The 12,389-nt window shown below is 58.4% G+C and carries 17 protein-coding genes and 1 pseudogene; 10 read left to right on the forward strand and 8 right to left on the reverse strand.

Translation table 11 applies throughout. The features are described from left to right. Positions 1-13: 13 nt before the first annotated feature. The 6 genes from ACZ9BB_RS19765 to ACZ9BB_RS19790 all read right to left on the reverse strand — a co-directional run bounded on the left by ACZ9BB_RS19765 (position 14) and on the right by ACZ9BB_RS19790 (position 3,421). Positions 14-265 (reverse strand): BolA family protein, encoded by a 252-nt coding sequence (locus tag ACZ9BB_RS19765; RefSeq protein ID WP_038978976.1) that lies wholly within the window; start codon positions 263-265, stop codon positions 14-16. A 115-nt stretch (positions 266-380) separates the two neighbouring features. Further along, the gene (locus tag ACZ9BB_RS19770) at positions 381-686 is read right to left on the reverse strand and encodes an STAS domain-containing protein (protein ID WP_476215545.1); all 306 of its coding nucleotides are present in this window, start codon (positions 684-686) and stop codon (positions 381-383) included. Further along, positions 683-1,336, reverse strand: coding sequence for an MlaC/ttg2D family ABC transporter substrate-binding protein (locus ACZ9BB_RS19775; RefSeq protein WP_476215547.1), 654 nt, complete (start codon positions 1,334-1,336; stop codon positions 683-685). Before ACZ9BB_RS19775 ends, ACZ9BB_RS19770 begins: the two co-directional genes overlap by 4 nt. Positions 1,337-1,347: 11 nt before the next feature. After that, positions 1,348-1,815, reverse strand: a complete 468-nt coding sequence (gene mlaD / locus ACZ9BB_RS19780) for an outer membrane lipid asymmetry maintenance protein MlaD (protein ID WP_046026814.1) — start codon at positions 1,813-1,815, stop codon at positions 1,348-1,350. Then, positions 1,815-2,612, reverse strand: coding sequence for a lipid asymmetry maintenance ABC transporter permease subunit MlaE (gene mlaE, locus ACZ9BB_RS19785; RefSeq protein ID WP_367374184.1), 798 nt, complete (start codon positions 2,610-2,612; stop codon positions 1,815-1,817). Before mlaE ends, mlaD begins: the two co-directional genes overlap by 1 nt. Next, the gene (locus ACZ9BB_RS19790; protein WP_476215549.1) at positions 2,612-3,421 is read right to left on the reverse strand and encodes an ATP-binding cassette domain-containing protein; all 810 of its coding nucleotides are present in this window, start codon (positions 3,419-3,421) and stop codon (positions 2,612-2,614) included. The genes mlaE and ACZ9BB_RS19790 overlap by 1 nt, the downstream gene beginning before the upstream one ends. A 276-nt stretch (positions 3,422-3,697) precedes the next feature. Between ACZ9BB_RS19790 and ACZ9BB_RS19795 the strand changes: the two genes are divergently transcribed. The 10 genes from ACZ9BB_RS19795 to ACZ9BB_RS19840 all read left to right on the forward strand — a co-directional run bounded on the left by ACZ9BB_RS19795 (position 3,698) and on the right by ACZ9BB_RS19840 (position 10,732). Continuing rightward, complete coding sequence (locus ACZ9BB_RS19795; RefSeq protein WP_476215550.1) at positions 3,698-4,672, forward strand: KpsF/GutQ family sugar-phosphate isomerase; 975 nt, start codon at positions 3,698-3,700, stop codon at positions 4,670-4,672. After that, the gene (locus ACZ9BB_RS19800) at positions 4,672-5,196 is read left to right on the forward strand and encodes a KdsC family phosphatase (protein ID WP_030128008.1); all 525 of its coding nucleotides are present in this window, start codon (positions 4,672-4,674) and stop codon (positions 5,194-5,196) included. The genes ACZ9BB_RS19795 and ACZ9BB_RS19800 overlap by 1 nt, the downstream gene beginning before the upstream one ends. A gap of 7 nt (positions 5,197-5,203) precedes the next feature. After that, positions 5,204-5,776, forward strand: coding sequence for an LPS export ABC transporter periplasmic protein LptC (lptC, locus tag ACZ9BB_RS19805; protein ID WP_476215553.1), 573 nt, complete (start codon positions 5,204-5,206; stop codon positions 5,774-5,776). After that, positions 5,763-6,311, forward strand: coding sequence for a lipopolysaccharide transport periplasmic protein LptA (gene lptA, locus ACZ9BB_RS19810; protein ID WP_476215554.1), 549 nt, complete (start codon positions 5,763-5,765; stop codon positions 6,309-6,311). Before lptC ends, lptA begins: the two co-directional genes overlap by 14 nt. Continuing rightward, on the forward strand, positions 6,311-7,036 hold the full coding sequence (gene lptB / locus ACZ9BB_RS19815) for an LPS export ABC transporter ATP-binding protein (protein WP_476215556.1): 726 nt from the start codon (positions 6,311-6,313) through the stop codon (positions 7,034-7,036). Before lptA ends, lptB begins: the two co-directional genes overlap by 1 nt. A 186-nt stretch (positions 7,037-7,222) precedes the next feature. Further along, positions 7,223-8,716, forward strand: coding sequence for an RNA polymerase factor sigma-54 (locus tag ACZ9BB_RS19820; RefSeq protein WP_026331852.1), 1,494 nt, complete (start codon positions 7,223-7,225; stop codon positions 8,714-8,716). Positions 8,717-8,795: 79 nt separating this feature from the next. Then, positions 8,796-9,104, forward strand: coding sequence for a ribosome hibernation-promoting factor, HPF/YfiA family (hpf, locus tag ACZ9BB_RS19825; RefSeq protein ID WP_007941242.1), 309 nt, complete (start codon positions 8,796-8,798; stop codon positions 9,102-9,104). Between the two features lie 12 nt (positions 9,105-9,116). Next, entirely contained in the window at positions 9,117-9,581 is a 465-nt protein-coding gene (ptsN, locus tag ACZ9BB_RS19830; RefSeq protein ID WP_476215558.1) for a PTS IIA-like nitrogen regulatory protein PtsN, read from the forward strand. A gap of 2 nt (positions 9,582-9,583) precedes the next feature. Further along, complete coding sequence (gene rapZ, locus ACZ9BB_RS19835; RefSeq protein WP_476215560.1) at positions 9,584-10,441, forward strand: RNase adapter RapZ; 858 nt, start codon at positions 9,584-9,586, stop codon at positions 10,439-10,441. 15 nt (positions 10,442-10,456) lie between these two features. Beyond that, complete coding sequence (locus ACZ9BB_RS19840) at positions 10,457-10,732, forward strand: HPr family phosphocarrier protein (RefSeq protein WP_033058002.1); 276 nt, start codon at positions 10,457-10,459, stop codon at positions 10,730-10,732. A 34-nt stretch (positions 10,733-10,766) separates the two neighbouring features. Here the strand turns inward: ACZ9BB_RS19840 and ACZ9BB_RS19845 are convergent. Further along, positions 10,767-10,928: pseudogene (locus ACZ9BB_RS19845) on the reverse strand (ZIP family metal transporter); the annotation flags it as partial. Positions 10,929-11,023: 95 nt separating this feature from the next. Beyond that, positions 11,024-12,370, reverse strand: a complete 1,347-nt coding sequence (pmbA, locus tag ACZ9BB_RS19850) for a metalloprotease PmbA (protein WP_476215562.1) — start codon at positions 12,368-12,370, stop codon at positions 11,024-11,026. Positions 12,371-12,389: the final 19 nt, after the last annotated feature.

Genomic DNA, 12,389 nt, shown 5'->3' on the forward strand with positions numbered 1-12,389 from the left:
GACGCCCTTGGGCTCAGGTGCGCTCGGCCCAGGCCGCGCTGCTGAAAAATTTCATAGTGACCGCATGGATGCTGCCATCGGTGATCCATGGGTTCAAATGGGCATAGATCTGCTGCTGACGCTTGACCGGGCTCAATGCCGCCAGTTCATCGCTAATCACGTTCAGCTGAAAGTTGCAGCCTTCGCCTTCAACTTCTACCTGCACTTGTGACAGAGAATCGGACAGCTTTCCTTCAAGGAAGCTCTTTACTTCGTTGGCCTGCATGCTCAACCTCAATCGGCGCCCTGTGCGCGCGGGTCGGACATCATACAAAAAAGCCCCGCGCCTGCGAACCCCGCATTCACAGGACTCTGACGGGGGGCTTCTTTATAGATGCGGTTCAGGGATGCGCCAACAGCTCGGTCAATTCGCTGACCTGAGCGATTTCGCGCATATCGTCGGGCATCGCACGAATGTTCAGGGCCTTGCCGGCCGCCTGAGCATCGCGCATGAAGCACAGCAGCAGCGACAAGCCGACACTGCTGGACTTCTCCACCGCGGAGCAATCGACCACCAGCGCAGCCGCGTTGCTGGACTTGATCAGCGCCTGGCCCTGCTTGCGCAGGTTCGGGCCTGTCCGGTAATCCAGCACGCCACTGAGCAGCAGCTCGCCGGCTTCACTCATGCGAATGGCCGACTCACTCATTGGGTTTTCTTCTCGACAGCTTTTTCGGTGGTTTCCTTGGCTTTGGCCACTTCCCCGGCCCAGCCATTAATGGTCTTGTCCAGGTCGTTGCCATTGCGCTGCATCGCATCAGCGAACTGATCGCGGAACAGCTTGCCAATGTTGATGCCGTTGATGATGACGTTACGCAGCTTCCATTCGCCGTTGATCTTTTCGAGTGTGTAAGACACAGGATAGATCGCGCCGCTGCTGCCTTTGACCGTCATGTCAACGCTGGTACGGTCTCCCGATTCATCCTTGGCAGGTCCAACGGTGATGCCCTGGTTGTCGTATTCAAGTAAAGCGTTGCCATAGAACTGGAACAGGCCTTTTTTGAAGTTCTCGACAAACTTCTGCATCTGCTCGGGGGTGGCCTTGCGTGAATACTTGACCGTCATGATGCTCTTGGAAATACCTTCGGCATCCACCACAGGCCCGACGATGGTGTTCAGCGCCGTATAAAAGTCTTGTGGATCCTGCTTGTACTTCTCTTTATTGGCCGCCAGATCGGCGAGCATCCGGGTCGTGGTGTCCTGAACCAGATCGTGCGCCGACTGCGCCGCCACGGCGTTAGCCATCAACGGCAAGGCCGCGAGTAATACCAACAGGCCACGTCGTAAGATAGAGATCATTCAAAAGCTCCTCATTTGGCGTCTTTGCTAACGGTATTGAGCAGAAATTTACCGATCAGGTCCTCAAGCACCAGCGATGACTGTGTGTCGTGGATGGTGCCACCATCCTTGAGCAGGGCTTCTTCCCCGCCCACGCTGATACCGATGTATTTCTCACCCAGCAGGCCAGCGGTCAGGATAGATGCTGTGGAGTCAGCCGGCAGGTTATCTACGCGCTTTTCCAGTTGCATGGTCACCCGACCGGTGAAACTGTCGCGGTCCAGATCGATCGCCGTGACCTTGCCGATGGTCACACCGGCCATGGTCACTTTAGCTCTGACAGTCAAACCGGCGATATTGTCGAAATATGCATAAAGTTTATAAGTATCGGTGCTCGGGCTCGGGGACAGACCACTGACCCGCAACGCAAGCAACAGCAAAGCCAGGATGCCAGCCAGCAAGAAAAGGCCGACACCGATTTCCAGGGTGCGGTTTTGCATCAGAAATCTCCAAACATCAAGGCGGTCAGAATAAAGTCCAGGCCGAGTACAGCCAAAGAGGCATACACCACGGTCTTGGTAGTGGCACGACTGATCCCCTCGGAAGTGGGCTCGCAGTCATAGCCTTGGAATACGGCGATCCAGGTCACGACGAAGGCAAAAACGATGCTTTTGATAATGCCGTTGAGCACATCGTCGACAAACGTCACGCTGTTTTGCATGTTCGACCAGTAGGAGCCTTCATAGACCCCCAACCAGTCGACGGCCACCCACGAACCGCCCCAGATACCCACCACGCTGAAAATCATCGCCAGCACTGGCAGGGAAATGAAGCCGGCCCACAGGCGCGGGGCAATAATGTACTTGAGCGGGTCGACACCAATCATTTCCAGACTGGATAACTGCTCTGTGGACTTCATGTTGCCGATTTCAGCGGTCAGCGCCGAACCCGCGCGCCCTGCGAACAGCAAAGCCGTGACCACCGGCCCCAACTCACGCAGCAGCGTCAGCGCAACCATTTGCCCGACAGCCTGCTCCGAACCGTAGCTGGACAGAATGTTGAAGCCTTGCAGCGCCAGCACCATGCCGATGAACACCCCGGAGACCACGATGATCACCAGGGACATCACGCCCACCGAATGCAGTTGCTTGACCAGCAGGCCAAAACCGCCGCCGATGCCGCCGCGACCGAGCAAGGCATGAAACAGGAACAACGCCGAACGCCCGAATACCTCCAGCACATCGATGCCGGCGCGGCCGAACCGGCGCACTCTTTCTATCAGTGAAATCTTGCGCATCAACGCTTCCCCAGAAGATCTGCGCGGTAATCCGGCGCTGGAAAGTGGTATGCGACCGGACCGTCGGGTTCGCCAGTCAAAAATTGACGAATACGTGGTTCATCCGATTTCATCAAATCCTTGGGCGTACCCTGGCCCAACACTTGCCCGTCACCCACCACAATGAGGTAGTCGGCGATGCTCGCGGTTTCGGCCAGATCGTGAGAGACCACGATACTGGTGATGCCCAGCGCATCGTTGAGCAGGCGGATCAGGCGCACCAGCACGCCCATGGCGATCGGGTCCTGGCCGACAAAGGGCTCGTCATACATGAGGATCTGCGGATCGAGCGCAATCGCCCGTGCCAGCGCGACACGACGCTTCATGCCACCGGACAATTCGTCAGGCATCAGATCGATGGCGCCCCGCAAGCCCACGGCCTGCAATTTGAGCAGGACAATGTCGCGGATCATTTCTTCCGGCAGCCCGGTATGGACACGCAGCGGAAAGGCGACGTTCTCGAACACATCGAGATCGGTAAACAGTGCGCCGCTCTGGAACAGCACGCCCATGTGCTTGCGCGCATCGAACAGATCGCTGCGCGACAATCTCGGCAGGTTCTGACCATTGACCCAGACTTCGCCGCTGGTAGGGCGCAATTGTGCGCCTATCAGCCGCAACAGCGTGGTCTTTCCACACCCGGAAGGCCCCATGATGCCGGTGACCTTGCCGCGCGGGATGCGAATATCGACGTTATTGAAAATGCTGCGCGAACCGCGCTTGAAGGTCAGTCCCTTCAGCTCGACCGCGTAGGCGTTATCGGCGCTCATCTAAACTCCTTGCGATGCAGCCTCTCACTCGGACGCCTGGCTTTCTGGCGAAAGCACATACCTCCCCGGGCAGGCCGAACTGGCGGCGAACTATATCACTGCAAAGGCCAAGCGCCCAAGGCCCAAGCCGGGCACGTTCAGCAACATGCCCACCTGGAATCATCTATTTAGAGGGATTCGGTGACAAGGAATGACAAACCGCAACGAACTTGCGTGAGGGTTTTGATCATTACCGCTATAATCGCCGCCTTTTCATCAGGCTATACGATTTCTGACATGAGCCAATCCAGCGACCTGATTCAATCTGCACAACGCACCATCCGCCTCGAACTGGAAGCCGTACAAGGCTTGCTGCCCCATATCGACGCAGATTTCGTACGCGCTTGCGAGATGATTCTGGCCAGTAAAGGCCGCGTGGTCGTGGTCGGCATGGGCAAATCGGGGCACATCGGCAACAAGATTGCCGCCACTCTTGCCAGCACCGGCACCACGGCTTTTTTCGTGCACCCGGCCGAGGCCAGCCATGGCGACATGGGCATGATCACCCGTGATGACATCATTCTGGCGCTGTCGAACTCCGGCTCCACCAACGAAATCATCACCTTGCTGCCGCTGATCAAGCGCCTGGGCATTCAAATGATCAGCGTCACCGGCAATCCCGATTCACCGCTGGCCAAGGCTGCCGAGGTCAACCTCAACGTTCACGTCGAGCACGAAGCCTGCCCGCTGAACCTGGCACCGACCTCGTCGACCACCGCCGCCCTGGTCATGGGCGATGCCCTGGCAGTGGCGCTGCTGGAAGCCCGCGGCTTTACCGCTGAAGATTTCGCCTTTTCCCATCCCGGTGGCGCACTGGGCCGACGCCTGCTGCTGAAAGTGGAAAATGTCATGCACGCCGGGCAAGAGCTGCCGCAAGTTCAGCGCGGCACCTTGCTCAAGGACGCGCTGATGGAAATGACCCGCAAGGGCCTGGGCATGACCGTGGTTCTGGAAGCCGACGGCAAACTGGCCGGGATCTTCACCGACGGCGATCTGCGTCGCACCCTGGACCGCAGCATCGACATCCACAGTGCCACCATCGATCAGGTCATGACCGCCCACGGCAAGACCGCACGTGCCGAGATGCTCGCCGCCGAGGCGCTGAAGATCATGGAAGACCACAAGATCAACGCACTGGTCGTGGTCGACAGCGAAGACCGTCCGGTCGGCGCCTTGAACATGCACGACTTGCTGCGTGCGGGAGTAATGTAATGAGCACTGACCTGCTGCAACGCGGCAAACAGATCAAACTGGCGGTATTCGACGTCGATGGCGTACTGACCGACGGGCGCTTGTACTTTCTCGAAGACGGCAGCGAATTCAAGACCTTCAACACCCTCGACGGCCAGGGCATCAAGATGTTGATGGCCGCCGGCGTGCAAACCGCTATCATCAGCGGCCGCAAGACGCCGGTGGTCGAGCGGCGAGCGAAAAACCTGGGCATTCCACACCTGTTCCAGGGTCGCGAAGACAAACTGGTTGTGCTCGACGGGCTTCTTGCCCAGCTCAACCTGAGCTATGAACAAGTTGCCTACCTGGGCGACGACCTGCCTGACCTGCCGGTGATTCGCCGCGTCGGCCTGGGCATGGCGGTAGCCAGCGCTGCCAGTTTCGTGCGCGAACACGCCCACGGCATCACCCAGGCCCGTGGTGGCGAAGGTGCCGCTCGCGAATTCTGTGAATTGATCCTGCGCGCCCAGGGCCGCCTCGATGCGGCAAACGCCGCGTACCTGTGAGCCCATCATGCTGAGCAAAAAGATTCGCAACATCCTGGTGTTCGGTTGCATCGCGGCGATTTTTGCGGCGGTCGGCTACTGGAACATCAGCCCGGAACGCTTCCTCGACAAACCGGTGGTGAAGGTCGATGAAAGCGCGATCGACTATTACGCCGTCAACGCGCACAGCGTGCAGTACCTGCCCGACGGCAAATTGCAATACGAGATGACGTCGGACAAGGTCGAACACCTGAAAGCGACCGAGGTGACGTTGCTGGCCAATCCTGACCTGAACATGTTCCGTGGCACCGAATTCCCCTGGCACGTCCAGAGCGAGCGCGGCGAAGTCAACCCGGACGGCACTCAGGTCGAGCTGATTGACTCGGTACGCATCACGCGTTTCGACGAAAAAAACCGCAAGACCCTGATTACCACCACCCGTATGACAGTGTTCCCGCAGCAGCAATATGCGCAGACCGATCAACCCGTTAGAATCGACGGCGCCGGCGGTGTATCGACAGGCAACGGAATGAAAGCGTACTTGAAAGAAAGCAGGATACACCTGCTATCTAACGTAAGAGGACAGTATGAGGCTCGTTAAAACCCTCCCTATTTTGCTCAGTCTGGGCGCAGCACTGGGAAGCGTGAGCGCCTGGGCACTGCCGACCGATCAAGCGCAGCCTATCCGCATCCAGGCCGACGACGCCCAGCTGGACGACAAGAATGGCATTGCCACCTATAAAGGTGACGTGATCATCACTCAGGGCTCGATGATCGTTAAAGGCAACACCGTGACCATCACCCGCACGCCTGCCGGCGACATTGACGTGGTGACTTCGGTGGGCAACCTCGCTTACTTCGAGCAACTGCAGACCGCTGGCGACACCAAGCCTGTTCAGGGCTGGGGTGTGACCATCCAGTACCACGCCGCACAAAACCGCGTCGTGCTGATCGACAAGGCAAAAGTCGTCGACAAAGACAACAACACCACCCAAGGCGAGAAAATCGTCTACGACACGGTCAAGAAGCTCGCGAGCGCTGGCCGTGCGACAGGCAACAAGGTCACCGAGACCCGTCCTCGCATTGACATGGTGATCCAGCCGAAGAAGAAAACCGACGAGCAAAAGGCCCAGTAATGGCAACTCTGAAAGCTCAGCATCTGGCCAAGAGCTACAAGAGCCGCCAGGTCGTGCGTGACGTCAGCCTGTCCATCGACAGCGGTCAGATCGTCGGCCTGCTTGGCCCCAACGGCGCCGGCAAGACCACCTGCTTCTACATGATTGTCGGCCTGGTACAGGCTGACCAGGGCCGCGTACTGATCGACGACCTGGATGTCAGCCACCAGCCGATGCACGGTCGTGCGAAGGCCGGTATCGGCTATCTTCCGCAAGAAGCGTCGATCTTCCGCAAGCTTTCGGTGACCGACAACATCATGGCCATCCTCGAGACCCGCAAGGAACTCGACAAGGCCGGTCGTCGCAAAGAGCTGGAAAGCCTGCTGCAGGAATTCCACATCCATCACATCCGCGACAACCTCGGCATGAGCCTGTCCGGAGGTGAACGCCGTCGCGTGGAAATCGCCCGGGCACTGGCCACCAACCCGAAATTCATCCTCCTCGACGAACCCTTCGCCGGCGTGGACCCGATTTCGGTGGGCGACATCAAGCAGATCATCCATCACCTCAAGGCCAAAGGCATTGGCGTACTGATCACGGACCACAACGTCCGCGAAACCCTGGATATCTGCGAAACCGCCTACATCGTCAACGATGGCCAGCTGATCGCTGAAGGCGACTCTGCCACCATCCTGGCCAACGATTTGGTCAAGGAAGTGTATCTGGGTCATGAATTCCGCTTGTAAGCACTGAGGTGCCTGGCCAGTCGTGCCCGAGCGCTTGCTTCAATAAAAAATCAATAAGTTTTTATTGTTACAGCGCTCTAGGCAAACACTGCAGTTTCGGGCATATAATTTGCTTATGTTTGGCGCTTCGGCGCCCTGTAGTGGATGGCGCATGTGCGCCGGCGAATAAGGTGTTAAGCCCCTGCCATGAAACCATCGCTAGTCTTGAGAATGGGCCAGCAGCTGACGATGACACCGCAGCTGCAACAGGCCATCCGCCTGCTCCAATTGTCGACCCTGGACCTGCAACAGGAAATCCAGGAGGCCCTGGAGTCCAATCCGATGCTCGAACGCCAGGAAGAAGGCGACGACTTCGATAACGCCGACCCCCTGGCCGACAAAGCCGAACAGCAACCCAACGCCGATATTCAGGAACCCTCCTACCAGGAAACCGCCCCGACGGTGGACAACCTGGAGGAAGGCGACTGGAACGAGCGCATTCCCAATGAATTGCCCGTCGACACGGCCTGGGAAGATGTCTACCAGACCAGCGCCAGCAGCTTGCCGAGCAACGATGACGACGAGTGGGATTTCACCACCCGTACGTCGGCCGGTGAAAGCCTTCAAAGCCATTTGCTCTGGCAACTGAACCTGGCACCGATGTCCGACACCGATCGCCTGATCGCTGTAACCCTGATCGATTGCATCAACAATCAGGGCTACCTGGACGAAACCCTCGAGGAAATCCTCGAAGCCTTCGATCCGGAACTGGACATCGAACTGGACGAAATCGAAGCCGTCCTACACCGCATCCAGCAATTCGAACCCGCCGGCATCGGCGCCCGCAACCTGGGCGAATGCCTGCTGCTGCAACTGCGCCAATTGCCCGCCAAGACCCCTTGGCTGACCGAGGCCAAGCGCCTGGTTACCGATTACATCGACCTGCTCGGTAGCCGCGACTACAGCCAGCTGATGCGCCGCATGAAGCTCAAGGAAGATGAACTGCGCCAGGTCATCGAACTGGTCCAGAGCCTCAACCCGCGCCCGGGTTCGCAGATAGAATCCACCGAAGCCGAATACGTCGTTCCCGACGTGATCGTGCGCAAGGACAATGAGCGCTGGCTGGTGGAACTGAACCAGGAGTCGGTACCACGCCTGCGGGTCAACGCCCAGTACGCCGGTTTCGTGCGCCGCGCCGATACCAGTGCCGACAACACGTTCATGCGTAATCAGCTGCAAGAGGCTCGCTGGTTCATCAAGAGCCTGCAAAGCCGTAACGAAACCCTGATGAAAGTGGCCACCCAGATTGTCGAGCATCAGCGCGGCTTCCTGGAGTACGGCGATGAGGCCATGAAGCCGTTGGTGCTGCATGACATCGCCGAAGCGGTGGGCATGCACGAATCGACGATTTCACGGGTGACCACGCAAAAATTCATGCATACCCCACGGGGCATCTATGAACTGAAATACTTTTTCTCCAGCCACGTCAGCACCTCCGAAGGCGGTGAATGCTCGTCCACGGCGATCCGCGCGATCATCAAAAAACTGGTTGCGGCGGAAAATCAGAAAAAGCCGTTGAGTGACAGCAAGATCGCTGGTTTACTGGAGGCACAAGGCATTCAGGTAGCCCGTCGTACCGTCGCCAAGTACCGCGAATCCCTCGGGATCGCGCCTTCCAGCGAACGGAAGCGGTTGATGTAGCCGCCGGGCTCGCCACAGCGTTCCAGTGGCAGGTATTTCTGCCTGCCGCTTTATGCACTGGCAACGAAGGAGAAGCTGTATGCAAGTCAACATCAGTGGACACCAACTGGAAGTGACCGAACCTCTTCGCACCTACATCGGCGAAAAACTCGAACGATTAGAGAGGCATTTCGACAAGATCACCAACGTGCAGGTCACGATGACGGTCGAGAAGCTCAAGCAGAAAATCGAAGCCACGCTGCATATTCCCGGCAATGAAGTGGTCGCTAATGCGGAACATACCGATATGTACGCAGCGATCGACGCACTGACCGACAAGCTGGATAAACAACTCAAAAAGCATAAGGAAAAGACCCAGAGCCTCCTCCAGGGCGCGACCGGTCGTTAACACTCCCAACCCATGATCCGACTTGAAAGCATCCTGACCCCCGGCCGTTCCCTGGTGAACGTGCCGGGCGGCAGTAAAAAGAAAGCCCTCGAGCAAATTGCCAACCTGATCGCCCGCGAAGTACCGGATCTGGAGATGCAAGATGTCTTCGAGGCTTTGATTGCCCGTGAAAAACTCGGTTCCACCGGTTTTGGCAACGGCATCGCCATCCCCCACTGCCGCCTCAAGGGTTGCCACTCGCCTATCAGTGCCTTGATGCACCTGGATGCATCCATCGATTTCGACGCCATTGATGGCGCCCCGGTTGACCTGCTGTTCGTGCTGCTGGTCCCGGAAGCTGCCACCGATGCACACCTGGAGCTGCTGCGCCAGATCGCCAGCATGCTTGATCGCAAGGAAGTGCGTGAAAAACTGCGCAGCGCCCCGAGCAACGAAGCCTTGTATCAGGTTGTCCTGGACGAGCAAAACGGTCATTAATCATGCGCCTGATCATCGTCAGTGGCCGCTCCGGCTCAGGTAAAAGCACCGCCCTCGATGTACTCGAGGACAACGGCTATTACTGCATCGACAATCTGCCTGCCGGCCTGCTGCCGGAACTGGCCGAGCGCGCGCTGATTCATACCGAACTGGCACAACCGCTGGTGGCCGTGTCCATCGATGCGCGCAACTTGCCAAGCCACCTGTCACGGTTTCCCGAACTGTTGGAAGAAGTCCGCAGCCGGCATATCCAGTGCGATGTGCTGTATCTGGACGCCGACGAAGAAACCCTGCTCAAACGCTTTTCGGAAACCCGCCGTCGTCACCCACTGAGCAGCGCCAATCGCTCGCTGGCGGAGGCGATAGAGGACGAAACCAATCTGCTGGGGCCAATCGCCGACCTGGCAGACCTCAAGGTCAACACCACCAATCTGAACCTGTATCAGCTGCGCGATACCATCAAGTTACGCCTGCTGAATCAGCCGGAGCCTGGTACAGCGTTTCTGGTGGAGTCTTTCGGATTCAAGCGTGGCATGCCGGTAGACGCCGATCTGGTGTTCGACGTGCGCTGCCTGCCCAATCCCTACTGGAAGCCGGAGCTACGCGCGCAATCCGGGCTCGATCAACCGGTGGCCGACTACCTGGCGGCACAGCCGGATGTGGAAGAGATGTTCCAGGACATTTCCTCATACCTGCTCAAGTGGCTGCCCCGCTTTGCCGCCAGTAACCGCGCGTATGTCACCATTGCCATTGGCTGCACCGGCGGGCATCACCGCTCTGTCTACCTGACCGAACGTCTGGGTCAGTTCCTGCAACAATCCCTGAAGAACGTCCAGGTTCGCCACCGCGACCTCAGCTAAAGGATTCACATCGCGATGCCTGCTCTGGAAATCGAAATCATCAACAAGCTGGGCCTGCATGCCCGCGCGTCTGCAAAATTCGTTGGCGTCGCCGGTGAGTTCAAGGATTGCACGATCAGAGTAGGACGCACACCGGAATCCACGGTCGACGGAAAAAGCATCATGGCAATGATGATGCTCGCTGCGGGCAAGGGCACCAAAATCCACCTGAGTACCGAAGGCGAACAGGCTGATGAGGCGCTGCAGGCATTGGTGAATTTGATCAATGACTACTTCGGCGAAGGCGAGTAACACTCGCCCTTCGCCAACTGCTACATAGTCAGTATCAAGCCAGTGTTGTATCCATCACCATCATCAAGCAAAACCCGATCAGTAGCTCAAGGCTGGACTGTCTGTGACCGTTGCGGCGCGATTCGGGGATGACTTCGTGAGCCACCACCAGCAACATCGCTCCCGCCGCCAGTGCCAAACCCAAAGGCAACAACACGAACACCCAGATCCGCGGTGGATCTGGGTTGGGGCCAATAGAAAAGGCGCGCCACCCAATGGGGTGGCGCGCCTTTTTGTGCAGCGACCGGAGGCTTAGCTACCCGCCACCGTCATCCGTTCGATCAATACCGAACCGGTGCGAATGTTGCTGCGCAATTCCAGGTCATTACCCACCGCAATGATCTGCTTGAACATGTCGCGCATGTTGCCGGCAATGGTCACTTCCTGGACCGCGAACTGGATTTCGCCGTTTTCGACCCAGTACCCCGCAGCACCACGGGAGTAATCGCCAGTCACCATGTTCAGGCCCTGGCCCATCAGTTCCGTCACCAGCAGGCCTCGGCCCATGCGGCGCAGCAAGGCTGCCTGATCTTCGTCGCCATGGGTGACGAACAAGTTGTGTACGCCGCCGGCGTTGGCGGTACTCGGCATGCCAAGCTTGCGGCCGGAGTATGTACCGAGTACGTAGGACACCAACTCGCCCTTCTCTACAAACGGCTTGGCGTAGGTCGCCAGGCCATCGCCGTCGAAAGCCGAACTGCCCAGGGCGCGCATCAAGTGCGGACGTTCATCGAGGGTCAGCCATTCCGGGAACAGCTTCTGCCCCAGGGTGCCTTCGAGGAACGAGGATTTGCGATACAGGCTGCCGCCGGAGATCGCCGACAGGAAACTGCCGAACAAGCCACCGGCCAGTTCCGCGGAAAACAGCACTGGTACTTCGCAAGTCGGCACCGGACGCGCGCCCAGACGGCTAGCCGCCCGTTGCGCGGCACGTTGGCCGATGCTCTCCGCAGAGGCCAGCAAATTGCCCTGACGGTTCACGTCATACCAGTAATCGCGCTGCATCTGGCCGTCGGCTTCGGCGATCATCACGCAACTGAGGCTGTGACGAGTCGACGCGTAGCCACCGATAAAACCGTGGCTGTTGCCGTAAACCCGGCAGCCCTGGTGAGTGCTGAGGGTGGTGCCGTCGGCATTCTTGATCCGGCTGTCGGCGGCAAACGCCGCTGCTTCACAGGCCAAGGCCTGCTCGATGGCTTGCTCCGGGTTAATATTCCATTGGTGGAACAGGTCGAAATCCTGCAGATCCTTGGCCATCAACGCGGCATCCGCCAGGCCCGAGGCTTCGTCTTCGGAGGTGTGTTTGGCAATGGCCAGCGCGGCGGCGACGGTTTCGCGAATCGCCTCGGAACCACTGGCCGAGGTGCTGGCCGAGCCTTTGCGCTGCCCCACATACAAGGTGATGCCAAAGCCCTGATCGCGATTGAACTCAACGGTTTCGACTTCCCGCTGACGCACGGTGGTCGAGAGCCCCTGTTCCAGCGACACCGCCACTTCACAGGCACTGGCGCCCTGACGCTTGGCTTCAGCGATGATCTGCTCGACTTGTTCTTGCAGTGCCGGCAACGCTTGTGGGCCGACGCTTTCAACTGCACTCATGCTGTTCTCCACTCAAATT

It is taken from the genome of Pseudomonas sp. TE3552 (assembly GCF_056278945.1).

Coding starts and splice junctions, on each gene's coding strand:
- mlaE (WP_367374184.1), bottom strand. CDS start 2,612: ATGCGCAAGATTTCACTGATAGAAAGAGTGCGCCGGTTCGGCCGCGCC.
- ACZ9BB_RS19790 (WP_476215549.1), bottom strand. CDS start 3,421: ATGAGCGCCGATAACGCCTACGCGGTCGAGCTGAAGGGACTGACCTTC.
- ACZ9BB_RS19840 (WP_033058002.1), top strand. CDS start 10,457: ATGCCTGCTCTGGAAATCGAAATCATCAACAAGCTGGGCCTGCATGCC.
- ACZ9BB_RS19765 (WP_038978976.1), bottom strand. CDS start 265: ATGCAGGCCAACGAAGTAAAGAGCTTCCTTGAAGGAAAGCTGTCCGAT.
- mlaD (WP_046026814.1), bottom strand. CDS start 1,815: ATGCAAAACCGCACCCTGGAAATCGGTGTCGGCCTTTTCTTGCTGGCT.
- pmbA (WP_476215562.1), bottom strand. CDS start 12,370: ATGAGTGCAGTTGAAAGCGTCGGCCCACAAGCGTTGCCGGCACTGCAA.
- hpf (WP_007941242.1), top strand. CDS start 8,796: ATGCAAGTCAACATCAGTGGACACCAACTGGAAGTGACCGAACCTCTT.
- ACZ9BB_RS19770 (WP_476215545.1), bottom strand. CDS start 686: ATGAGTGAGTCGGCCATTCGCATGAGTGAAGCCGGCGAGCTGCTGCTC.
- ptsN (WP_476215558.1), top strand. CDS start 9,117: ATGATCCGACTTGAAAGCATCCTGACCCCCGGCCGTTCCCTGGTGAAC.
- lptC (WP_476215553.1), top strand. CDS start 5,204: ATGCTGAGCAAAAAGATTCGCAACATCCTGGTGTTCGGTTGCATCGCG.
- lptB (WP_476215556.1), top strand. CDS start 6,311: ATGGCAACTCTGAAAGCTCAGCATCTGGCCAAGAGCTACAAGAGCCGC.
- ACZ9BB_RS19775 (WP_476215547.1), bottom strand. CDS start 1,336: ATGATCTCTATCTTACGACGTGGCCTGTTGGTATTACTCGCGGCCTTG.
- ACZ9BB_RS19820 (WP_026331852.1), top strand. CDS start 7,223: ATGAAACCATCGCTAGTCTTGAGAATGGGCCAGCAGCTGACGATGACA.
- ACZ9BB_RS19800 (WP_030128008.1), top strand. CDS start 4,672: ATGAGCACTGACCTGCTGCAACGCGGCAAACAGATCAAACTGGCGGTA.
- rapZ (WP_476215560.1), top strand. CDS start 9,584: ATGCGCCTGATCATCGTCAGTGGCCGCTCCGGCTCAGGTAAAAGCACC.
- lptA (WP_476215554.1), top strand. CDS start 5,763: ATGAGGCTCGTTAAAACCCTCCCTATTTTGCTCAGTCTGGGCGCAGCA.
- ACZ9BB_RS19795 (WP_476215550.1), top strand. CDS start 3,698: ATGAGCCAATCCAGCGACCTGATTCAATCTGCACAACGCACCATCCGC.